Origin of the sequence: Candidatus Accumulibacter aalborgensis, from assembly GCF_900089955.1 — a bacterium.
Taxonomy (GTDB): Bacteria; Pseudomonadota; Gammaproteobacteria; order Burkholderiales; family Rhodocyclaceae; genus Accumulibacter; species Accumulibacter aalborgensis.
Genome location: NZ_FLQX01000135.1, coordinates 52903 through 75399, shown reverse-complemented (window position 1 = coordinate 75399; position 22497 = coordinate 52903). Strand labels below are relative to the sequence as shown.

Genomic DNA, 22497 nt, shown 5'->3' with positions numbered 1-22497 from the left:
CAATCCTCGTGCGCCAACCTACGCCAACACCCGCCTTGCGTGGGTTTGAAATGAGAACTGCTGGGGAAATCGTCCGCAGCGACCTGATCGACCTGCGCGGCCGCCAGTTGGACAGAACCGCCGATCGACTCATCGCTGACCTGAACCTCAACCTTTCGCTGCGCGTGCGTTCGGTGCAGGCGCTGGCGGTGATGCTGGGGGCCGAGCTTCGTGACGACAATCAGGCGCTTCTGCATCGAATGCTCGGTAACCTGCAGCAGGCGTCTCCCGAGTTTGAGACGATCGCGCTGGCCAACCCGCAAGGCCGCGTGCTGGTAGCCACCGACAGTTCGCTCGAAGGTGCCAACGTCGCCGACCGCGAATGGTTCGTGTTTGGACGGCAGGGGTCAAAAAAGGGCGAGGTGCGTCTGCTGCCGATGTTGAAGCAGACGCTGTCCGGAGTCGCAGCCGGGATCTCGGGCCCGTTCGTGGGATTGATCGCGGCGGTGGTCGATGGCGAGGGAGAGACGGTCGGCTTGGTCGGCACACGGCTGAGCGTGTTATGGCTGCTCGATTTTGCCGAGAGTATGCAGGAGGAATTGCGCGGCGTGGCGGGCACGCAAGCGCTGCTCCTGGACCGCGATGGCGTGGTGCTGATCGGATCGGAGGGTCTGAAAGGCAAGCGCCTGGGCGTTCCCGGCGACACACCGGAGCGCGCGGTGGCCGCGCCTGCGGGAGACGTGGTGGCTAACAGCGCTGCTCATCCGGCGCGCGTCGAGCGGCTGGCGGACGGCAAGCGCTATCTCGTTGCCCATGCCAGCCCGGCAGCCGGCGACGTCCTGAATACGCTCGGCTGGCGGGTCGTCGTCTTGCAACCGGTGCAGTACGCCGGGCAGGGTGACCGCCTGATGCAGATTCAGATCACCGCGGTCCTGCTCGGCCTGGGAGCGCTCGCTGCGCTGCTCGGCGTTTTCCTGGCGCGTCGTGTGACGCGTGACCTTGACGCCATCACACGCTCGGCCGAAGCGGTCCGCCGCGGGGCTACGCAGCAGATCAGCGTGCCGCCGGGGCATAGTGAAGCGGCACGCCTGGGAGGGGCGCTGAACGAGTTGCTGCGTTGGCTGCAGCGGGAGCGCGCTGCATTGCAGGCGCTGAATGCCGAGCTCGACCAGCGGGTGATCGCACGCACCCGTGAAATCGAACGTCTGGCCGAGCAGGAGCGCTACGCGGCGGTGGTCCGCGAGCGACTGAAGATCGCTCGCGACCTGCATGACACGCTGGCCCATTCGATGATGGCCATGCTCAGCGAGGTGAGGCTTCTGAAGAGGCTATGGAGCAGCCACCCCGAGGCCATGGCGGAGGAATTGATACGTGCCGAGAAAGCAGCGCACGAGGGCCTGCAGGAAGCGCGCGCGGCAATCGCGGCGATGCGCTTCAACCCGGTGCGCGACGTTGGACTCGCGGCGGCGCTGGACGATTTCGTTGGCCGTTTTTCGGAGCGTAGCGGCATTCCGGTCGACTACACGAGCGACGCGTCGATTGGGGCCTTCGCCGACGAACGCGCCGAGACGCTGTTTCGCATTGCCGAAGAAGCGCTGCGCAACGTCGAACGGCACGCCCGTGCGACGCGGGTGACGGTTTCCCTCGATATTCATCCCGGCAGCGACGGTGCGACGCTGACGATCAGCGACAACGGCCTTGGCTTTGACGCCGATGCGACGTATCCGGGGCACTATGGTTTGGCGGGTCTGCGTGAACAGGCGACGCTGATCGGCGCGGAGTTGACCGTGAGCAGCGTTGCCCGGCAGGGGACGACGATCCGCGTTGCCCTGGCCAAGGCAATGGACTCCTGAGCAGCCCCGCGTCGGTATGCGATTCAACGATGGGCGATCCTGATTCTCGCCACACTGGTGGTGTTACCGGTGATCGGCCTGTTCAAAGGCGCCTGGGCGCTGATTTCGGCAGGTCTGTCCGTCGTTCATGAGGCGATTGCCTCGTGGATGGCGGCGAGGCCCGCCTTGGCCTTTTTCGCTGGCCCCTTTTCCTTGACGCTCGACAGGCCGGCGATGCGGGTGGCGGCCAGCTTGAGGACGTAGAGCGTGGAGACCACCGACTCGCGCTCGCGTTCGCTGGCGTGCGCGGTCATCAGGGCCTTGTAGCTGTCGGCCACGATCTTGGCGGTGAGGTCGTCGCCCTCCTTGCCGCTGGCGACGTCGAACAGCCAATGGGCGAGGGCCAGGTCGCTCGGTGCGGCACGGCCCCAGAAGTCCGTCGGCCTGAAGTCGGGGCCGAGCTCGGCATCGATTGCGGCGAGGCTGGCTTCAGTCGCTGCGCGCGCCGCCTCGTCCAGATCGCCGGCGAGCAGGCGCAGGGCTGCGGCCTGGTCGGCGTTGAGGCCGGGGTAGTAGCGCGGCACGCCGGTCTCGACGGCAAGGCGTTCGGCTTCAGCGTAGCTGGTCTGAATGGTACCGAGCGTCTGGAGCAGCTCGGCGGGCGGCCAGTCGGTGCCGCATTGCAGGGCGCAGGCGAGGCGCCGCTTGCCGATCGCGCCGAGCAGGCTGCACCTTTCCGGGTTGGCGTAGCGCCGGGCGGAACCCAGTCCGAGCACCGCTTCGGCCTCGTCCAGCAGGGCCAGTGCTGCTTCACCTGCCGCCTTGTCGCGAGCTGCCGCTACACGCTGGGCGCTGCGGGTCAGCATGTTGGCGAGCTGTTCCTCTGCCTTGCGGCTGGCGCTGCCGTCGGGCGCCGCCAGCGCGCGGCGGTAGAAGGCGATGGCCTTGTCGTGCTCGGCGTATTCGCCCATCACCCGCGCGAAGCCTTCGAGCACGTTGCCCTGTGCGATCCAGCCGCGCTGTTCGCACAAGGCGAGGAGGGGGTTGGCATGATTTTTCAGGGTGCCGGCCATGGCGGCGTCAATCTGGCGGTCGCTGCTGGCGCGCAGCGCGAGGCGTTCGAGTTCGCACAAGGCTTCGCTCGCGGAGACGTAACGGTACTCGGTCGGTCCCGACCTGTTGTCGCTTGCAGGCGATTTGCGTTGCAGCACGAAGCCCGGATCGCCATAGCACTGGTAGGCGCCCCAGGTGTTGCTCGACGGGTAGCGTTCGAAGGTTTCCCCGCGGGCGTCGAGCACCGCGTCGCCGAAACTCTTGCCGGCGAGGAACTGTTTGTAGAAGGTGTCGGCGAAAAGCAGCGCGGCATCGTCGAGCACCTTCCAGCCGGCGGCGATCACGCCGCGCACACCGATCTCGATGAGCTGGGTGGCGAGGTTGGCGGCAAGTTGCGGATTGCCGGGCCGGGCGCCTTGCGGAAGCTGCCTGTCCGATTCGATCCGGCCGAGCGTGCAGCAGTTGAGGAAGACGAAATCGGGTACGACCCGCATCTGCTCGATGTGCGCCGGGGTGAGCAGGTTGCCCCCGCCAATCACCATGCCCGTGGCCTGTTTGCGCGCCGGGATGCTGGCGGTCGCGGGGATGTCCTCGAGATACACGCCGTGGCCGGATAGGTGCAGGACGCGCCAGTCCTCGCGGTAAAGTTCGAGCAGGATGCTGCGCGCATCGGCGCCGATGAGCGGGGCGGGCCCGCCGTAGCCGGCCTCACCGAGCCGATTGGCGACTCGCTGTGCTTCGGTCCGGGCGCCGTCAAGACGCGGCAGGTAGCGTGACCACTCGCCGCTGTCGGGATCGCCGACCACCAGCGCGTTGAAGCCCGTCGGGCGTCGCACGTTCTGGCGGAAGGTGCCGGTCGACAACTGGCGGATCAGGCCGCTGCGCACCGACAGTGGTTTGCTGCCGTCGCTGTCGTGCTCGGTGGCGCGGTCGCGCAGGAGCTCCCACGGGAAGGAGGCGGCGGTCTTGTCGAGGACGAGCTGGGCGCGGCGGCGGTCGGGAGCCTGATCCTTCAGCCAGTTGGGGACGAGCAGTTCGAACAGCGCGCTGCCGACCTGCTCCTGGTCCTGCTCGGTGGTAATCAGGCTTTGGGTGAAACGTTCGATGTCCTGGAGCGGCACCGCATTGACCATCCGTTCGGCGCGGGCGAGGTCGCCATAGGCGTCGAAGAGCAGCTTCGGGTCAAGCCCTTGGTCGGCGCCGACCGTGCTGATCGCGATGCGCTGCCAGAGGCCTTCTTCCGAGGACGCATAGGCTCGGCGGCGCGCGCCCTTGTGCGGCGTGAGCTTGTCCTCGACGAAATACGCGGGGCGCAGCGCGGCGTCGAACTCGACTGCGTCGCGCGCGGCGTGCAGCGCCTGGATGGCGCGGTCTTCGAGGATTTCGATGAAGTCCAGCGTATCGAGCCGCACCCGCGATTCGAGTCCGGCTTCGCGCAGCCGGTGTCGCGCGTCGCGGTGACCGCGCAGAATGGCGGCCACGGAATCCTGCAAGGTGAGCTCGCCGACGCCTGCGCCGATGAGCAGCGCGCTCACCGCGAGCGAGAGCGGGTCGGCAAGCGGTTCGGTGCCGCCCGACTGCCGCCATTCTAGTTCCTCGATAGCGTAGGCCGCGACTGCGCGCGAGACGGCGAGCGAAAGCTGGCCGGACGAGAGCTGACCGATGCGGCCCATGCCGATGACGATGGCGCCGTGGGTGAAAGGCTCGTCGGCATGCTTGCGGAAGAAGGCGTAGGTGCCCAGCGCGCCGGGGTGGAGGCCGGCATCGACGCGTTTCTGCAGCCGTCCGCCCAGGGCCTGGTCGAGCAGCTTTTCGGCGTATTCGAGAGTGTTGGCCCCCCAGCCGTGGCCGACCAGCAGGGACGAATCGGCGTACAGCAGGTCGCCGTGGCGCACCCGCACGCGGGCCTGCCAGGTGTCCCTGCGGGTTCGGCGCGAGGGCGGCGTGGCCGAGCCGCCGGTGGCCGCGGCGAGCAGGTCGCCGCGCGTCGGGTAGAGAGCCGCCGCGGCGTCGCCGGTGTCGTAGGGCGTCAACGCCTCGGCGCTCGCGCCGCGCGGCAGGTGCGGGCTGGCCGGCAGCCTGTCGGTCCTGCCACGTTCGATCAGGTCGATGTAGCCTTCGAAGGCTTCGCGGGTTTTGGGTAGGTCGCCATGCACGGCATCGACGTAATAGACCCGGCCCTTGTCGGCGCAGACCTGCGGGATGCCGCTTGCCCAAGGCACCCGGCCGTCGCCGGCGGGCGTGCTGAGCAGCTCGAAGCGACCGTCGATGACCCGCGCCTTGACCGGCGTTTGCGGGGCGATGCCGGCGACGTAGATCAGGCGTTCGTCGCCGATCAGTGGGTCGTGCTTGGCGAGGTCGTCCCACACCGTGCGCGAACGGGCCAGGACGTCGGCGGGCGGTTCAGGCCAGTCGGCACCCGCATCGCCCTGCTTGAAGCTCGTCCAGGTTTCGGCGCGGCGGATTTCGTCGCCATTTTCGTTGGGATCGACCGGCAGGAGTTCGAGTACGCCCTGGAACTGGATTGCCGTTTTGAGCAGCTCCGCCTGCGAATGACGCAGGTCGAGAAACGAGAGCTGGCGGAAAAACTTGTCGCGTCCGGTAAGCAGCAGGGTGACCGCGTGCGAACCCTTGTTGGGCGTGCCGAGCATCACCACACGGGGTTCGCCGGGCTGGCTGGACCAGGCGGTCCACAGGCCCGGGTCACTGGCGAGCGCGGCACGGATCAGCACTCCACCCATCGAATGCACGATGGCGTGCACCGGTTTACCGACTTCCTTGCCGTCGGCCAAGGCACCGGTGAGCGCCTTGTTCAGCCCGCCGACCGCATCGACGATCGGCTTGCGCCAGTCGTAGCCGTGCATCGCGACGCGGTAGCCGCGCTGGCGCAGGGCGTTGGCGAGCGCGAGATAACTGTCGACGAGTGGACCGCCGGGGTTGATGTTGCCGTTGCTGATGTCGAGATCTTCGGTGAAGGCGCCACCGGCGAGGGCGAGCAGGTTGGCCCAGATTTCCCGCGAGCCCTGCTTGAGCTCCGACCCGCACAGGCCGGGAACGATCACTACGATGCCGCGCGCGTCCCTGAGCGCGGGGTCGTCGACCGGGCGCGGGCCGAACAGGCCGCGCGTGCCGTCGGCAGCAGGGTCGCCGAGCGGCCAGGTGCCGTAATAGTTGCGGAAGAGGCTGTCGGCCTCGGGCGCGAAGGTGAGCGCGGCGGCCACCGCGCGGGCGCTGTCGGCGTTGCCGAAATAGCTGAAGTGATTGACGTCGCTGCCGCTTCGGAACATCACCTTGCAGCGCGCACCATCGGGCCGGGCAGCGCGTTGCGGGCCGTCCAGCATGGCGCGGGTGTCGACTACCAGGTCGTGGTCGCGTTCGTAGAAGCGATCGGCAAGCCAGAAGCGAATGTCGGCGAGCCAGTCGCCCTCGGCGGGCTCGGCGTCGCCGGCAACGGCATAGAGTTCGCCGCGACCGGGACTGGCGTTGATCAGGGCAACCACGGCCGAGCCGGGCATCATGGCCAGCAGGCCGGGCAGTTCGCTGGCCTTCTTGCGGCTGGCCAGGATGCCGGCCACCGTTTCGCCTAGCGTGTCGAGGCCGAGTTTGACGAGCGGACCGGCCAGATCATCGATGGCGAAGCCACGCTTGTCGCTGCGCATCATTTCGTCGGCAATGGCGGCCAGGACCAGGAGCGAACCCCAGTTGTCGAGCTTGTCGCCAGCGAGGCTGGTGCCGAGCACCGGGCAGGCGACGCGGGCGAAGCGCTCGATGCGCAGCTCGGGGCGCTTGCCCAGTTCGGCCATCAGGGCCTTGAAGTCGGTGATCTGCTGCGCGATGGCCTCCTTGTCGGCACTGGAGGTTGCTTGCTGGGCGTCGAGCCGGGCGATGGCGCCGCCGAGGTCGATCGTCTGCGGGTCGAGGCAGAGCAGCTCGCCGACCAGCCCGCCCCGCGAGTGCGAGATGAAACTGACCGAAGCCTTGGCCGGTAGCAGACGGGCGAGGGCGAGAGCGTTATCGATCGGGCTGCGGGTGAGCGTCCAGTGTTCGAGGGCGTAGATCCGTTCGCCGAAACGCTTGCGCAGCGTCGACCAGTTTTCGCCCTGGCGCAGCCAGAACTTGGAGAAGCTGCCGCGCGTGCTGGAGGCGGTGCCGTGGAGCAGGATCAGCACCGGCCCGCCGTCCGGTATCGGCTCGGTCAGCGGGGCGCCGACGACTCCGTCGTCGCCAAGCCGGAACAGGCCTTCGGTGGGAACGCTGCGGGTCTGGGCGAACTCGATTGTGACATCGCGCCCGGCCTTGACCGGGTCGAAGCCAACCCAGCGCAGGGCCTTGAGGGTGAGCTTGCCGATAAGGCCGCGCCGTCCACTGGGGATGTCCAGGCTGTCCGGGAGCGTCCACGGTGCGTCGTCGTCGGCGAGGAGGGCGCGGGCGTTGCGCTGTGCCGGCGGGATGAGGCGGTCGCGGAGGTCCTTGCCGGTGGTCCAGAAGCGCGCGCCGTTGTCGAATTCTACTTCGACCAGTGCGTCGTCGGGAATTTCGGTGTCGATCGGCGATTCCATGCCGCCGCGTCGACCACTCGGGACGAGATCGAAGGCCTTCGCTTCGCTGACCATGCCGAAAAGTCCGGCGTCGCGGCCGAGCCCCGCGAGCCACAGTCCGGGACGGGTGCTTTCCTTGCCATTGAGACGAAGGGTGTTCTTCTTCTGATTCGCGCTCACGGTAGTTCCTCCCGGTTCCATGCCTGGTGGCCCGCAGGGAATGCAGGTCTCATGGGAATGATAGTCGGGGGGGTGACCTAATTCAAGGATCGGGGCTGCCACAGGCGGCGCCCTGCCAACCCGAACGCTTGCCAAGCGCCAATCGCAAACCGATAATTCGACTCGCTTACTCTCTCACGCCAGGGAAACCCGCCCTTGTTTCGCGCACAGTGCCGATCCGCTAAAAGAGGTGACCAGACCGTTCAAATCTACTGGAGAGCGAAGCGTAGCGAGGGGAAAGAGAAGCTCGACAGCCAGCCTGGCGGGCTGGTTCAGGACGAATTTCGCTTCTCAGGGCATCAGGAATTTGCACAGGTCGACTGTCGGTTGGGAAATGGTTCGCCGGGTAATGGCGTCGGTGGAGCACGCGCAGCCCCAGCCGGCCGCTTCGGATGTTGCCGAGTGGTGACCCGATGAGTGCCGACGACACCGGAAACGCCTGCCGCGCGCCGCAGGCGGTAGCCTGACCGCGGTCATCAATGCCTCAGGTCCCCGCCGCCGAACTCGCTCGCCTCGCTGGCCTCGTTGAACGCGTCACCTTCCACAACGAGCAGAATGGCTTCTGTGTGCTTCGCCTGAAGGTGAAGGGAGAGCGAGAACTGGTCACCCTGATCGGCCATGCGCCCATCGTTTCCCCCGGTGAATACGCTTCTGCTTCCGGGCATTGGGTCACCGATCGCGAACATGGTCGGCAGTTTCGCGCCGTGTTCGTCAAAATCTCCCCGCCGACCACCTTGACGGGCATCGAACGTTATCTTGGATCGGGCATGGTCAAGGGAATCGGGCCGATCTACGCCGGCAAACTGGTCAAGTCCTTCGGCGCAGCAGTCTTCGATGTCATCGAGCAATCACCCGGACGACTCCGTGAAATTCCGGGCATCGGGGAAGTCCGTGCCAGAAAGATCACCTCCGGCTGGGCCGACCAGAAGGTCATCCGCAGCATAATGGTCTTCCTGCACGCGCATGGAGTCTCGACTTCCCGTGCGGTGCGCATCTTCAAGACCTATGGGCAAGGCGCCATCGACATCGTTCGGGAGAATCCCTACCGGCTGGCGCAGGACATTCGCGGAATCGGGTTTCTCTCGGCAGACACGATTGCTCAGAAGATCGGCATCGCCAAGGATTCTCCCCTGCGCGCCCAAGCCGGCATCTCCTATGCGCTCACCGAAGCCTCGTCACAGGGCCACTGCGGTTTGCCCTATGCCGAACTGGTGCCCTTGGCGGTGAAGCTGCTCGACATCCCGGAATCCATCGTCGAAACGGCCATCGCTCAGGAAATCGCTGACGAGGTGCTGTTCCCCGACACGGTTGAGGGTCAGCGCTGCGTCTTTCTGGCGCCACTGTACAACGCCGAGCAGTCGATTGCCGACCAAATCAGGCGCCTCGAGAGCGGCGAGGGGACGCTGCCTGACTTCGATGCCGACAAGGCGATTCCCTGGGTCGAGCAGAAGCTCTCGATCCAGTTGGCCGACAGCCAGCAGGAAGCCATCCGCCTCGCGCTGTCTGCCAAGCTCCTGGTGATCACCGGCGGACCCGGCGTCGGCAAGACCACCCTGGTCAATTCCATCCTGACCATCATGACCGTCAAGGGCGTCAAGCCGCTGCTGTGTGCGCCCACCGGACGCGCTGCCAAGCGCCTCTCCGAATCAACGGGTCTCGAAGCCAGGACCATCCATCGCTTGCTGGAAATCAATCCGCTCAATGGCCAGTTCAAGCGCAATGCCGACTATCCCCTCGAATGCGATCTTCTCGTTGCCGACGAATGTTCAATGATCGACGTGCCGCTGGCGAACCAGTTGCTCAAGGCGGTCGCCACCTCCACGGCGATGATCCTGGTCGGCGACGTGGATCAATTGCCCTCGGTCGGTCCCGGACAGTTCCTGACCGATCTCATCGACTCGGGCGCTGTGCCCGTCATTCAGCTGACCGAAGTGTTCCGCCAGGCGGCCACCTCGCGAATCGTGCGCAGTGCCCACCAGATCAACCGGGGAGTCTTTCCCAGCCTGCCGAATAAAGGAGAAGCCTCGGATTTCTACCTTGTCGCTGCAGAGGAACCTGAGGCGATCGCACAAACCGTGGTCGATCTGGTGCAGACGCGCCTGCCGCGTAGGTTCCATGTCGATCCGGTTCGAGACATTCAGGTCCTTTGCCCGATGAACCGGGGAATCACCGGCGCCCGCGGCATCAACCAGGCTTTGCAGGCGGCGCTCAATCCACCCGGCGAAAACAGTGTCGACAAGTTCGGCAACCGCTTCAGCGTTGGCGACAAGGTGATGCAGATCGAGAACAACTATGACCGCGATGTCTTCAACGGCGACATTGGTTTCGTCACCGGAATCGATCGTGACGAGGAGGAACTCGCCGTAACCTTCGACGGCCGGGTGGTCAGCTATCCGTTCGGCGAACTCGACGAATTGGTGCTCTGCTACGCGACGACAATCCACAAGTCACAGGGCTCGGAGTACCCGGTGGTGGTCATTCCGATCTCGACCCAGCACTACATGATGCTCAAACGCAAGCTGATCTATACCGGGATCACGCGAGGCAAGACCCTGGTGGTGCTGGTCGGGCAGAAACGAGCCCTGGCCATGGCTGTCAAGGGGAAGCAGATGGCGCGACGCTGGTCGAAATTGAAGGAACGTCTGGTGGCCACGGGCAGGTACTCGCGTGACTGAAGCTGTGGAGTGTCTCGGTTTTGCATCAGTGATGACGAAAAAACGCTGCCCGTCGCCAATCGATGTTGACAACACCCCCCGAGCTTGGGGAACAATGGGACCGCCTTACAGGATGTTAGCTGCCATAGTTAAAGTCGTTTGTGAGTTTCGTCGGTGTAGACCTCGTCTTGGCCAGCACAGTGGTTGGTTCAGGAAGCGCGCCGGGACGGCAGTTGCCAATGAGTTTGCTGGCCCGCCACGGCCAGAGACACTCGCCTTGGTGGGAGAAAAGCATGGATATCCAGGATGACCCCGCACTTTGGTTCTTTCCCGCTCATGTAGGTCACTTATCGACTCAGAATTACTCGGAGATGGAGTTTCTCCGCACGCAGGTTGCGACGATCGAAGCGTATCTGGAGCGCTTTCCCTTCGCTGAGAGGGAGTCCCGCGCGCTGGCATGGATCGAAGCCAATGCCAGCCAATATCGTCACCGGTGGCAGGCACAGGCGGCGAATGGCGGCAGCCACATGCAATAGCCGGGAGTAATGAGGGAGGTGCGTGCCCCGACGGCCTGCCTCGCCGATCGCTTCGGTGGCCGGCTCGGCTTTCTCGGGCTGGCCCTGGCTTATTCCATTCTGGTGATCGCTTGCCTCGCTTCGCTTGCTGACGAGGGCGAATTGACGATGGGGCGAAATCCACTGCCCAACCTCATCAAGACCGCCGGCGAGTTTGCCCGGCCGAGCTTCCTGGATGTCTGGTTCGGCCAGCAGCATCTCGAATATCACAGCGACGACGGCACCTTGTTGCGCGTCGAGAACCGCCCGGAAGTCGAACTCGACTACCTCGCCGGGGTCGGGCGAGCGACCTGGACGACGGTCCGCATCGCGACCCTGGGCTCATTGCTCGGCGCCTTGCTGGCTTTGCCATTCTCTGGACATGGCGGCCATCGATGCCGTGCGCAGCGTCGGGGCGGGGCCAGTGCAGGTATTCTTCAACGCCGTCTGGCCGGCTGTGCTGCCACAGTTCGTTTCCAGCCACCTCTACCTGTGGGAGTTCAACATCCGTGACTCGACCATCCTGGGAATCATCGGCGCCGGCGGCCTTGGCCTGCTGATCAGCGAAGCGACTTCACTGTTCCAGTGGGGCCGGTTGTCGACCGTGCTGCTGGTGATCATCTTCCTGGTCGCCGGATTCGACGCCTTCAGCCGGCGAATCCGCAAGGCGCTGCTATGAGCACGACGATCGCGACGGGCTGCCTGACTCTCGAATCGGTGTTCTGCGCGGCGCAGGGCCGCACGCTGTTGGCGATCGACCGTCTGACCGTTGCCCATGGCGAACGGGTGGCTATCGTCGGCCACAATGGCGCTGGAAAATCCACTTTGCTGCGCCTCGTGAGCGGCTTCCTGCCACCGGTGAGTGGCCAAGTGGAAGTGCTCGGGCGGACCCTCGACCGGCCCTTGCCAGCCCGAGAACTGCGTGCGCTGCGCGTCGAAGTCGGCCAGGTCATGCAGGGCCTGCATCTTGTCAGCCGCTTGTCCGCACGCGAAAACGTGCTCGTCGGCAGCCTCGGACGCATCACCGGTTGGCGTAGCTGGACGCGCTGCTTTCCGCTCCATGAAATGGCCAGGGCCGAGGCTGCGCTGCGCGCCGTCGGCCTCCTGGCGCGCGCCGATACGCGCGCCGATCGCCTGTCCGGCGGCGAGCGGCAGAAGGTGGCCGTCGCCCGGCTGCTGATGCAGCGTCCGCGGCTGATACTCGCCGACGAGCCGACGGCGGCCCTTGATCCGTCTGCGGCGGCTGAGGTCTGTCATCTGCTGGTCAAGGCTGCCGCCGAGGCCGCCCTGATCACCGTCGTTCATACCCCGTCGCTGCTACCGTTGCTGGCTGACCGGGTGATCGGACTCAAACTGGGGCGGATCGCCTTCGACTTGCCGCTGGCCAGCGTCGACGACCAGAAACTCGTCGATCTTTATCGGCCGGATGCGGATCGCAATCGAACGCTTTGCCAAGCATCCGCCGCCCAGCGGTCGGAGGCTGGACTGGAGGCGTTTCCATGAGCAATCGTGGCGATCGAAGCAAAGGATCATCTGCCGAACACCTGCGTTCGAACGATCCGGATCATCTGGCCCATCTGCCGTCGCAGCAACAGTAACGGAGACCCGCATGAGTGAAAACTACTTTCCGCTGCCAGCAGACCTGCCGGTGCCAATCGACGATGGCGCAGCAACGCACCTGACCGACGCTGCTCTGCCGGATCTCGTACTCTCAAGCACCGATGGTTCGGCCATCAACCTGGGGCGCTTGAGCGGACTTTGGGTGATCTACGTCTATCCCATGACTGGGCGTCCCGGTATTCACTTGCCGGACGGGTGGGACGGTATTCCAGGCGCGCGTGGCTGCACGCCGCAATCGTGCAGCTTCCGCGACCATTTTTCCGAACTCGGGGTGCTCGGTGCTGGCGTCTTCGGGCTGAGTTCACAAACCACCGAATATCAACTCGAAGCGCGAAACCGGCTTCACCTGCCCTTTGAACTGCTCAGTGACACCGCGTTGCGCCTGGAGAGTGTGCTTGGACTGCCTACCTTCACCGTAGCCGCAATGCGTCTCTTCAAACGACTCACTCTGATCGCCGAAAATGGTCGAATCAGGAAAGTGTTCTATCCGGTCTTTCCGCCGGATCAAAATGCTGAAGAGGTTCTTCTCTGGCTGCGAGAGCATGCCGCTGACTGATCTCGAAGGTGGACCGTTAGCTAGAGCATTCGGTCCTGGCTCCTTTTGATTTGCCAGGCCGCCTGTTGTCGCTGCTGCCACCCGAAGCCAAGGCCAACGAAACCGGTCAGCAGCAGGAGCCACGTCGACGGTTCCGGGATAACGGACAACTGCAGCGGGCCACGCGTGGTCATCAGTTGAGGCGTTGTGTCAAGCGTCAGCTCGACGAACACGTCGAAGAAGCTGTCGATGCGGAAACCGTCGTTGCCGCCGACGCCGGCACCCAGGGCCTCGATCGAGGATTGGCCGGTGGATGCATGCGCCGGGTCCAGCGTCAGCGTGAGCGTGTGGCCAAGCACGGGGCCGCTCAGCCAAAGCGCCAGAAGTTCGGTCCCCCAGATGCCGAGTTGGGTTGACGACGTGCGGCCAAGAATTTCTTCCTCGAGCGTGCCCAACAGGTTGACCGGTCCGAGCGGCACGCCTCCCAGTGTCGTGAGCGTGCTCGCGTACGACGCGGTTGTCTTGATATCCTGCCCGGTCGAGTCGAAAATCGACGAGATGAGCGAGGTCATCGTGAGCGTCCCGGGGACGACGCAGACGCCAGCGGCCGGAAAGCAGCCGACGCCGGTGGCCGAGGCATAGGGCACGCCAAGGACCGGCAGCGTCGGGGTAGGAGAGATGACCGAAGCGCTGACGGTGGAAGCGCCGCCAAGCAGCGCGACACAGGCGGCAAGGACAGTCGGGACCCGCTGAATTGAAGTGGATAGCATTGTCTTCTCCTGGAGGTGAGGGAGCGTTCAAGAACCCGGAATCAGACGCAACAATTGGCATGTGGCCGCGTCGAGGTGCAATATGCGCTACTTGTGCCTTTCACTCAAGCCCAAGGAGAATACCCCCATGACGCCGCCCGTCGAATGCATAGAGTTCTACTTCGACTTCTCATCTCCCTATGGCTACCTGGCCTCCGAGAAGATCGACGATCTCGCCGCCCGCTTCGGTCGCAAGGTCAAGTGGCGGCCGATCCTGCTCGGCGTCGTCTTCAAGCAGACCGGCGCCGCACCGCTGACTCTCGTTCCGCTCAAGGGCGAGTACTCGCTGCACGATTTCTCGCGTTCGGCGCGCTTCCTCGACGTGCCCTATAAGCACCCGGAGACCTTTCCGCTCAACACGATGCACGCCGCGCGCGCCTACTACTGGCTGCACGAGCAGGATTGCGCAAGGGCACGGGCCTTCGCCCACTCCGTCTATCGCGCCTGCTTCGCCGAGGGACGAGACATTTCTCAGCCCGATGTGGTGCTCGAACTCGCCGCCCGCCAGGGCGCCGACCGCGCTACACTCTCGGCAGCGCTCAATAGCCAGGCACTCAAGGAGCGGCTGAAAGCCGAATGCGATGCGGCGCTCGGCAAGGGCGTCTTCGGTTCGCCGTACATCATCGTCGACGGCGAACCGTTTTTTGGTGCCGACCGCCTGCCACAGATCGAGCGCTGGCTGGCCAGCGGAGGTTTTTGATGCCGATTCTGCAAACCCAGCTCAACGCGCGCAGCGCCGACTTCAGGGCCAATGTGGCCGCAATGGACGAGGTCGTCGCGGATCTCCGCGCGACGGTGGCCAGAATCGCTCATGGCGGCCCTGAATCCGCGCGCCAGAAGCATCTGGCGCGCGGCAAATTGCTGCCGCGTGAGCGGGTCAGTGCGCTGATCGATCCGGGTTCGTCGTTCCTCGAACTGTCGCAGCTCGCCGCCTACGGCATGTATGGCGAAGCCACTCCTTTCGAGGTGCCGGCAGCGTCGCTGATCACCGGCATCGGTCGCGTGAACGCCGTCGAGTGCATGATCGTTGCCAACGATGCGACGGTCAAAGGCGGCACCTATTACCCGCTGACCGTCAAGAAGCACCTGCGGGCGCAGGAGATTGCCGGCGAGAATCGACTGCCGTGCATCTATCTGGTCGATTCGGGTGGCGCCTTCCTGCCGATGCAGGACGAAGTCTTTCCGGACAAGGAGCACTTCGGCCGCATCTTCTACAACCAGGCCAATCTGTCGGCTGCCGGCGTCCCGCAGATCGCCGCCGTGATGGGTTCGTGCACCGCCGGCGGTGCCTACGTGCCGGCGATGTCCGACGAGTCGATCATCGTCAAGGACCAGGGAACGATCTTTCTCGGTGGACCGCCGCTGGTCAAGGCGGCGACCGGAGAGGTGGTGAGCGCCGAGGATCTCGGTGGCGCCGACGTCCACACGCGCGTCTCCGGCGTCGCCGATCACTACGCCGAAAACGACGCGCACGCGCTGGCGATCGCGCGCCGCATCGTCGCCAACCTCAACTGGCGCAAGAGCCCGCCGGTGAGCCTCAGCGAGCCGCGCGCACCGCTCTACGCGGCCGATGAGTTGTATGGCGTGATTCCGACCGACAGCAAGAAGCCCTTCGATGTGCGCGAGATCATTGCCCGCATCGTCGACGGATCGGATTTCGACGAGTTCAAGGCACGTTACGGAACGACCATCGTCTGCGGCTTCGCGCGCCTTTGGGGCTACCCCTTGGGGATCGTCGCCAACAACGGCATCCTCTTCTCGGAGTCCTCGCTGAAGGCTGCGCATTTCATCGAACTCTGCGCGCAACGAGGCATTCCGCTGCTCTTTCTGCAGAACATCACCGGCTTCATGGTTGGTCGCAAGTACGAAAACGGCGGCATTGCCCGCGACGGAGCCAAGATGGTCACTGCGGTCGCCTGCGCGCGCGTGCCGAAGTTTACGGTGGTCATCGGCGGATCTTTCGGCGCCGGTAACTACGGCATGTGCGGCCGCGCCTATTCACCGCGTTTCCTGTGGATGTGGCCGAACGCGCGCATCTCGGTAATGGGTGGCGAGCAAGCGGCGAACGTACTGGCGACCGTCAGGCGCGACGGACTCGAAGCCGCCGGCAAGACCTGGAGCAGCGACGATGAGGAGGCATTCAAGGCGCCGATCCGCGACCAGTACGAGCTGCAGGGTCACCCCTACTACGCCAGTGCCCGCCTCTGGGACGACGGCGTCATCGATCCCGCCGACACCCGCCGGGTGGTCGGTCTTGGCTTGTCGGCGGCGTTGAACGCCGACGCCGAAGCGACGAAGTTCGGCATTTTCCGAATGTGAAGGGCATTGATGAGCGAATATCAATCAATCATGACCGAAGTCGATGGCGGCGTCGGCATCCTGACGTTGAACAAAGCGCAGCGCCACAACGCTTTTGACGAACAACTGATCGCCGAGATGACTGCCGGCTTGCGTGAGCTTGAGGCCGACGAACGCGTTCGCGCCGTTGTTGTGTCATCAACCGGCAAGAGTTTCTGTGCCGGCGCGGACCTCCACTGGATGAGGCGTGCCGCGGGCTACACGCCGGAGGAGAGCCTGCTCGACGCCAACCGCCTTGCCGAGCTGATGTCGACGCTGAACGAACTCGCGAAGCCGACGATTGCCCGCGTTCAGGGTGCTGCTTACGGCGGCGGGGTCGGACTGATCGCCGCCTGTGACATCGCGGTTGCCACCTACGATGCGGTATTTACGCTCAGCGAAGTGAAGCTCGGGCTCGTTCCGGCGGTGATCAGCCCCTACGTGCTGGCGGCCATTGGCGAGCGCTACAGCCGCCGCTACATGCTCACTGCCGAGCGCTTCTCGGCCGCCGAGGCCTACCGGATCGGCCTGTTGCACGAACTCGTTCCAGGCGAAGAGCAACTCGACGACGCGATCGCCGAGATTCTCGACAGCCTGCTTGCCAACGGCCCGAACGCGCAGGCCGAATGCAAGGCACTGATTCGTGTGGTCGCCGGTCAGCCGATCGACGACCAGACGATCGAAGAGACCGTTCAGCGCATCATGCGCGTCCGCGCCAGCCCCGAGGGCCGCGAAGGCCTGGCCGCTTTTCTCGATAAGCGGCGGCCGAACTGGCTGGCCGATTGACAGGCAAGGCTTTCACAGGTCGGGTTAGCGAAGCGTAACGCGACGATTTCGGCGCCGGATTTTGGCTTGCGCCCTGCGGGCTAACGGTCATGGCAATTACAGACACCCCAGATGATGAAAGCCATGACCGTCCCCTCACCCCCGACCCCTCTCCCGCGAGCGGGCGAGGGGAGGTTCGTGAGTCGCTGACGCGACTTTCACATTAACCCAGCCTACATGTGGGAAAGGGGCGAAATGTTCAGCAAAATTCTCATAGCCAATCGCGGCGAGATCGCTTGTCGCGTGATCCGGACGGCGCGTCGTCTGGGGGTGCGCACGGTGGCTGTCTATTCCGAGGCCGACGACAACGCACGCCACGTCCGCCTGGCCGACGAGGCGGTGTGTATCGGGCCGGCGCCGGCGCGCGAGTCGTATCTGGTCGGTGAGCGGATTCTCGATGCGGCGCGGCGCACCGGCGCGCAGGCCATCCATCCGGGTTACGGATTTCTGTCCGAAAATGACCAGTTCGCCGACTCCTGCGCGGCCGCAGGGATGGTTTTCATCGGTCCGCCGGCGGCAGCGATCCGCGCCATGGGTTCAAAATCGGCAGCCAAGACCTTGATGGCCGCCGCTGGCGTTCCTTTGACGCCGGGTTACCACGGCGACGACCAGGACCCAGAATTCCTCCACCGGCAGGCCGATGCAATCTCTTATCCGGTGCTGATCAAGGCTTCTGCCGGCGGCGGCGGCAAGGGAATGCGCGTGGTCGAAAAAAGCGACGATTTTGCCGCCGCGCTCGCTTCGTGCAAGCGGGAAGCGGCAGCGTCCTTTGCCTCCGACAAGGTGCTGATCGAGAAGTATCTGAGCCGGTCGCGGCACATCGAGATCCAGGTTTTCGCCGACACTCAGGGGCATTGCGTCTACCTCTTTGAGCGTGACTGCTCGGTGCAGCGCCGGCACCAGAAAGTGCTCGAAGAGGCGCCAGCACCCGGCATGACGCCGGCGCGCCGGGCGCTGATGGGCAAGGCAGCGGTCGATGCGGCGCGGGCGGTCGGCTACGTCGGCGCCGGCACGGTCGAGTTCATCGCCAGCGACAGCTTCGCGCAGGACGGCAGTTTCTACTTCATGGAAATGAACACCCGCCTGCAGGTCGAGCACCCGGTGACCGAGATGATTACCGGCCAGGATCTGGTCGAATGGCAGTTGCGCGTGGCCAGCGGCGAGCCGCTGCCGCTGCGCCAGGAGCAGTTGGACATTCGCGGCCATGCGCTCGAGGCGCGCATCTATGCCGAGAACCCCGAGCGCGATTTCCTGCCGGCGACCGGTCGCCTGCTACATCTCGCGCGACCGGCCGAGAGCCTCAATGTCCGTGTCGATACCGGTATCGAACAGGGCGACGAGATCACCCCTTACTACGACCCGATGATCGCCAAGCTGATCGTCTGGGACGTCGACCGCCATGCGGCGCTGGCGCGCATGCAGCAGGCGCTGGCCGACTACCGCATCGTCGGCGTGACGACCAACATCGACTTCCTGTCGCGCCTGGTGGCCTGTCCGGCCTTCGCCAACGCCGACCTCGACACCGGGCTGATCGAGCGTAGCCGCGAGTTTCTGTTCCCCGCCCACAGCGAGCCTCCGAGCAGCGTTTTCTTCGTCGCCGCGGTGGCCGGTCTGCTGCGCGAGCAGGCCGCCGCCGTCGCTCGCGCGCTCCATTCGGGTGACCCCTGGTCGCCCTGGAGCCTGCACGACGGCTGGCGTCTGAACATCGAGCCGCGACGCACGATCACCTATCGCAGCGGTGATACCCTGCATGAAGTCGTCGTCGCCTATGACACCGACGGCTGGCGCCTGACGCTGGGCGGCGAGTCGGTGCTGGCACGCGGCCGGATTCTCGACAGCGGCCGGTTCGCGGGACAGGTGGCCGTCGAGCTCGACGACCGACGCCTGGTGGCCAGCGTCGTCGCGGTCACCGAGAAGCACGAGCAGAAACGCCATGTCTTTCTCAACGGGACGAACTACGTCCTCCAGCGCGACGATCCGCTGCATCTCGTCGAAGCCGGTGGTACGCAGGGCGGTGGTCTGACCGCACCGATGCCGGGCAAGGTGGTCGCCTTGCTGGCTACCGTCGGCCAGCGCGTCGACAAGGGCACTCCACTGCTGATTCTCGAGGCCATGAAAATGGAGCACACGATTACCGCGCCGAAGAACGGGCGGGTCAGAGCCTTCTGCTACGCAGCCGGAGAACAGGTGGCAGATGGTGCGCAACTGGTCGATCTCGCTGATTGCGAGGCGGCGCAATGACCAGGCCGTTGCGGGTGAAGCTGGTCGAGGTCGGGCCGCGTGATGGCCTGCAGAATGAACAGCAAATCGTTCCCACGGCGATCAAGATCGAGTTGATCGAACGGCTGGCCGACGCCGGGTTGGTGGCCATCGAGGCGACGTCCTTCGTGTCGCCACGCTGGGTGCCGCAGATGGCCGACAGTGCCGAGGTCCTGCGTGCGCTGCTGGCCAGTCCGCGGCGCCGGCCGGCGGTTTCCTACCCGGTCCTGACGCCCAACCTCAAGGGTTTCGATGCCGCAGTCGAAGCAGGTGCGCAGGAAGTCGCGATCTTCGCTGCCGCTTCGGAAACGTTCTCACAGAAGAACATCAACTGCAGTATTGGCGAAAGTCTCAAGCGCTACGCTGCCGTCGTCGATTCCGCCAGCGCACTCGAGATCAAGATCCGTGGCTACGTTTCGTGCGTCGTCGCCTGTCCGTACGAGGGCGCCGTCGACCCGGCAAGGACCGCCTGGGTGGCCAGGCAACTCTACGACATGGGTTGCCACGAGATCTCGCTCGGAGATACCATCGGCGCCGGGACGCCGACCTCGGTGCAGCGGATGATCGAGGTCTGTGCGGCGCTGGTGCCGATCGAGCGGCTGGCCGGCCATTACCATGACACCTACGGCATGGCAGTGGCCAACGTTTACGCCTCGCTGGAACTGGGAATGGCAGTCTTCGACAGTTCGATCGCCGGACTCGGCGGCTGTCCCTACGCGCCTGGGGCCAGCGGGAACGTGGCGACCGAGGACGTGGTCTTTCTCCTGCATGGTCTGGGCATCGAAACCGGCGTCGACCGGGATAAACTGTTGGCTGCCGGCGAGTTCATCTCGCTCTACCTGGGCCGGGATTATCGGCGGAGAGCGGCGCGCAACAAGGCCTTGGCACTCGAATGCCATAGTCAACCGGGTACGGTGCAATAAGCGAAGCGCATTGCACCGTACCCATCCGGCGCAATGCCCGTTGGTTATTGCGCCCTACGCTGGAGGAGCGTCTCATGATTCAGGCGGTGGCCTCACCGTGTATCAATGTCTGCCGGATGGATGACGACACTGCTTTCTGTCTCGGTTGCTTCCGGACCATTGAGGAGATTGCCGACTGGAGCGCTGCTTCGAACGATCGCCGCCTGAGCATTCTGGTCGCCGTCGAGCGTCGTCGCGTCGAGCACGATCCAGCCGGGTGTGCGTCGGGAGGCGAGTTCCGTGGCGACTGCGAGCGTTGATGATGAACGATACTGAAGACGACTATCTGTGCGTGGGTATCTGTATGTTCGACCCCGATTCCGGTTATTGCCTCGGCTGCGGTCGTCCGCCCCTGCCGGTATCGGTGGCTACGCAGGGGATCGTCGCCGAGGAGGTGCGCTCGCTGCGCATCTTCGATGACGGGCTCAACGACGATTCGCCGGACAAACGGTCATGACTTCTCAAGGTACACCCCATAAGGAGAAAGTCATGACCGTTTCCCTCACCCCCGACCCCTCTCCCGCAGGCGGGAGAGGGGAGATTCGTGAGTCGCCGGCGCGACTTAAGTGGTCACGGTGATTCTGCCCGGGAATCTGCTGGTTCTTGAACGTGGCTGGCTGTCGTCGAACAATGTCCTCTTCCTCGAAGGTGAGCAGGCGGCGCTGATCGACAGTGGCTACGTGACGCATGCTCAGCAGACGGTGTCACTGCTCGAACACGAGCTGGCCGGTCGCCGCCTGACCCGCCTGCTGAACACCCACTCGCATTCCGACCATATCGGCGGTAATGCTGCGCTGAGAGCGGCTTTCGGCTGCCGGGTGATCGTTCCCGCGGGAATCGACGCGACGATTGCCGAGTGGGACGAGGAAGCGCTTTTGCTCTCGCCGCTTGGCCAGTCGGCGACGCGCTTCCGTCACGATGCGACGATCGCCGCCGGTGACGAGGTCGAACTCGGCGGCCTCAACTGGCGCGCGATCGCCGTTCCCGGCCACGACATGGACGCGTTGGCCTTTCACAACGCCGAGCGACGCCTGCTGATCTCGGGTGATGCACTATGGCGCAACGGCTTCGGCGTCATCTTCTCGGAACTCCTTGGCCATCCCGAGGATGCCGGCGGCCTCAAGGCGGCGCGCGAAACGCTCGACGTTCTGGCTCGCCTGCCGGTCGATGGTGTGATTCCCGGCCACGGCGCGCCCTTCGCCGAGGTCGACGATGCCTTCGCACGCGCATACCGGAAGCTTGCCGTATTCGAGGATGATGTCGAACTGCTGGCCCGCCACGCGCTGAAAGTGATCCTCGTCTTTGCCCTGCTGGAGAGGCGGCAACTCCGGCGCGCCGATCTGCCGGATTTTCTCGCCGGCCTCAGCTTCTGCCAGAGTGTCAACGCGCGCTACCTCCAGCAGAGCAACGAGGTGCTCGCCCACTGGCTGGTCAGAGACCTGATCCTCGTCGGTGCGCTGAAGGATCAGGGTGGGATGCTGGTTGCGGTGTAGCCTGCGGGTGGCCACCGCTCAGGCCGAAATCTTTCCCCGATCATCGCTGCCCAGCCGCTGCAGGTCGACATCGTTCTGCCAGCAGCGTCGTTCGACGCTGGACAGCGCGTATTCCTGACTTTCTGCTGCGCTCTGCTGGACGAAGACCTCCAGAGTGCGCTTCAGGTGGGCCGGGGAGGGCGGCATGGTGCCGTAGAACAAGACCCATTGCCGACGCTTGATGAGCAGTGTCGGGAAATTTTCGACGTCCAGGTCGCCCAGATAATCGGTATGCAGCTCGATGTCCAGCCATTGAAACCCGGCCGCGGGGAACTGCAAGGCAATGTTCCTGAAGCCGCTCGCATAGTCCCGGCAGACGGCGCACCAGTCGGCACAGAGGCAGGCGACGACGAATTCCGGCAGCGCCTGCCGACTCATCCGCCGCGCTGGCTGCTCATCAGCCGCTGAATGTGGGCAATCAGTTGTTCTTCGGGGTAAGGTTTGCCGAGGATCACGTTGACTCCCGCTGCGGCGGCCTCGGAACGTAGCTGCTCACTGTCGGAGGTCACCATGATGATCGGCACATGCGCGGTACGAGGATCGCCGCGCAGTTGCCGCGTCAGTTCGAAGCCACCCATACCGGGCATGTCTACGTCGGTCACCAGCACGTCGGGTAGCGAACTGCCGATCTGTCGGGCCGCGTCGAGCCCGTCTTCGGCCACCACAACCTGGTACTGGTGCGCGCTGAGCAGGCGGCCGGTCTTGATGCGCACGACCTTTGAATCGTCAGCGACCATCACTACGGTCTGTTCGGGTGGCTTGGGCTTCGCCGCGGCCGCTGCGCGGGCC

Annotated in this window: 19 protein-coding genes; 15 read left to right on the top strand and 4 right to left on the bottom strand. The window is 64.8% G+C overall.

Translation table 11 applies throughout. From position 1 onward, the window contains the following. A partial coding sequence (locus ACCAA_RS16235) for a sensor histidine kinase (RefSeq protein WP_222104814.1) occupies positions 1-1832 on the top strand: 1832 nt, incomplete at its 5' end. 125 nt (positions 1833-1957) lie between these two features. Here ACCAA_RS16235 and ACCAA_RS16230 read toward each other — a convergent pair. Then, on the bottom strand, positions 1958-7582 hold the full coding sequence (locus ACCAA_RS16230; protein ID WP_186408297.1) for a CHAT domain-containing protein: 5625 nt from the start codon (positions 7580-7582) through the stop codon (positions 1958-1960). A gap of 518 nt (positions 7583-8100) precedes the next feature. Here ACCAA_RS16230 and recD2 point away from each other — a divergent pair. From recD2 to ACCAA_RS16205, 6 genes are all read left to right on the top strand, one after another. After that, on the top strand, positions 8101-10296 hold the full coding sequence (gene recD2 / locus ACCAA_RS16225; protein WP_186408296.1) for an SF1B family DNA helicase RecD2: 2196 nt from the start codon (positions 8101-8103) through the stop codon (positions 10294-10296). A 272-nt stretch (positions 10297-10568) separates the two neighbouring features. Further along, a complete protein-coding gene (locus ACCAA_RS16220; RefSeq protein ID WP_186408295.1) occupies positions 10569-10811 on the top strand; it encodes a hypothetical protein in 243 nt (80 codons plus the stop codon). A gap of 18 nt (positions 10812-10829) precedes the next feature. Further along, a complete protein-coding gene (locus ACCAA_RS16215) occupies positions 10830-11342 on the top strand; it encodes a hypothetical protein (RefSeq protein WP_245754616.1) in 513 nt (170 codons plus the stop codon). Continuing rightward, entirely contained in the window at positions 11230-11508 is a 279-nt protein-coding gene (locus ACCAA_RS22190; RefSeq protein ID WP_245754615.1) for a PhnE/PtxC family ABC transporter permease, read from the top strand. The genes ACCAA_RS16215 and ACCAA_RS22190 overlap by 113 nt, the downstream gene beginning before the upstream one ends. Beyond that, a complete protein-coding gene (locus ACCAA_RS16210) occupies positions 11505-12332 on the top strand; it encodes a phosphonate ABC transporter ATP-binding protein (RefSeq protein WP_186408294.1) in 828 nt (275 codons plus the stop codon). The genes ACCAA_RS22190 and ACCAA_RS16210 overlap by 4 nt, the downstream gene beginning before the upstream one ends. 106 nt (positions 12333-12438) lie before the next feature. Next, complete coding sequence (locus tag ACCAA_RS16205) at positions 12439-13005, top strand: peroxiredoxin (RefSeq protein ID WP_186408293.1); 567 nt, start codon at positions 12439-12441, stop codon at positions 13003-13005. Between the two features lie 20 nt (positions 13006-13025). Here ACCAA_RS16205 and ACCAA_RS16200 read toward each other — a convergent pair whose 3' ends face one another. Next, the gene (locus ACCAA_RS16200; protein ID WP_186408292.1) at positions 13026-13754 is read right to left on the bottom strand and encodes a PEP-CTERM sorting domain-containing protein; all 729 of its coding nucleotides are present in this window, start codon (positions 13752-13754) and stop codon (positions 13026-13028) included. A 127-nt stretch (positions 13755-13881) separates the two neighbouring features. Between ACCAA_RS16200 and ACCAA_RS16195 the strand changes: the two genes are divergently transcribed. The 8 genes from ACCAA_RS16195 (at position 13882) to ACCAA_RS16160 (ending at position 21669) form a co-directional block, all read left to right on the top strand. Then, complete coding sequence (locus ACCAA_RS16195) at positions 13882-14493, top strand: 2-hydroxychromene-2-carboxylate isomerase (RefSeq protein ID WP_186408291.1); 612 nt, start codon at positions 13882-13884, stop codon at positions 14491-14493. After that, positions 14493-16112, top strand: a complete 1620-nt coding sequence (locus ACCAA_RS16190) for a carboxyl transferase domain-containing protein (RefSeq protein WP_186408290.1) — start codon at positions 14493-14495, stop codon at positions 16110-16112. The genes ACCAA_RS16195 and ACCAA_RS16190 overlap by 1 nt, the downstream gene beginning before the upstream one ends. A gap of 9 nt (positions 16113-16121) precedes the next feature. Then, positions 16122-16916, top strand: a complete 795-nt coding sequence (locus ACCAA_RS16185) for an enoyl-CoA hydratase/isomerase family protein (RefSeq protein ID WP_186408289.1) — start codon at positions 16122-16124, stop codon at positions 16914-16916. Between the two features lie 234 nt (positions 16917-17150). Continuing rightward, the gene (locus tag ACCAA_RS16180; RefSeq protein ID WP_186408288.1) at positions 17151-19196 is read left to right on the top strand and encodes an acetyl/propionyl/methylcrotonyl-CoA carboxylase subunit alpha; all 2046 of its coding nucleotides are present in this window, start codon (positions 17151-17153) and stop codon (positions 19194-19196) included. After that, positions 19193-20137 carry a hydroxymethylglutaryl-CoA lyase gene (locus tag ACCAA_RS16175; RefSeq protein ID WP_186408287.1) on the top strand — a complete coding sequence of 315 codons (945 nt, stop codon included), beginning with the start codon at positions 19193-19195 and terminating at the stop codon, positions 20135-20137. The genes ACCAA_RS16180 and ACCAA_RS16175 overlap by 4 nt, the downstream gene beginning before the upstream one ends. 74 nt (positions 20138-20211) lie before the next feature. Next, positions 20212-20436: a DUF1289 domain-containing protein gene (locus tag ACCAA_RS16170; RefSeq protein ID WP_186408286.1), complete on the top strand. Its 225-nt coding sequence runs from the start codon at positions 20212-20214 to the stop codon at positions 20434-20436. Further along, positions 20436-20633: a DUF1289 domain-containing protein gene (locus ACCAA_RS16165; RefSeq protein WP_186408285.1), complete on the top strand. Its 198-nt coding sequence runs from the start codon at positions 20436-20438 to the stop codon at positions 20631-20633. Before ACCAA_RS16170 ends, ACCAA_RS16165 begins: the two co-directional genes overlap by 1 nt. Before the next feature lie 109 nt (positions 20634-20742). Continuing rightward, positions 20743-21669, top strand: coding sequence for an MBL fold metallo-hydrolase (locus ACCAA_RS16160; RefSeq protein ID WP_245754614.1), 927 nt, complete (start codon positions 20743-20745; stop codon positions 21667-21669). Between the two features lie 18 nt (positions 21670-21687). Here ACCAA_RS16160 and ACCAA_RS16155 read toward each other — a convergent pair whose 3' ends face one another. Both ACCAA_RS16155 and ACCAA_RS16150 read right to left on the bottom strand, forming a co-directional pair. Then, the gene (locus ACCAA_RS16155; RefSeq protein ID WP_186408284.1) at positions 21688-22086 is read right to left on the bottom strand and encodes a thioredoxin family protein; all 399 of its coding nucleotides are present in this window, start codon (positions 22084-22086) and stop codon (positions 21688-21690) included. Further along, positions 22083-22445 (bottom strand): response regulator, encoded by a 363-nt coding sequence (locus ACCAA_RS16150; RefSeq protein ID WP_281193208.1) that lies wholly within the window; start codon positions 22443-22445, stop codon positions 22083-22085. Before ACCAA_RS16150 ends, ACCAA_RS16155 begins: the two co-directional genes overlap by 4 nt. Positions 22446-22497 lie beyond the last annotated feature (52 nt).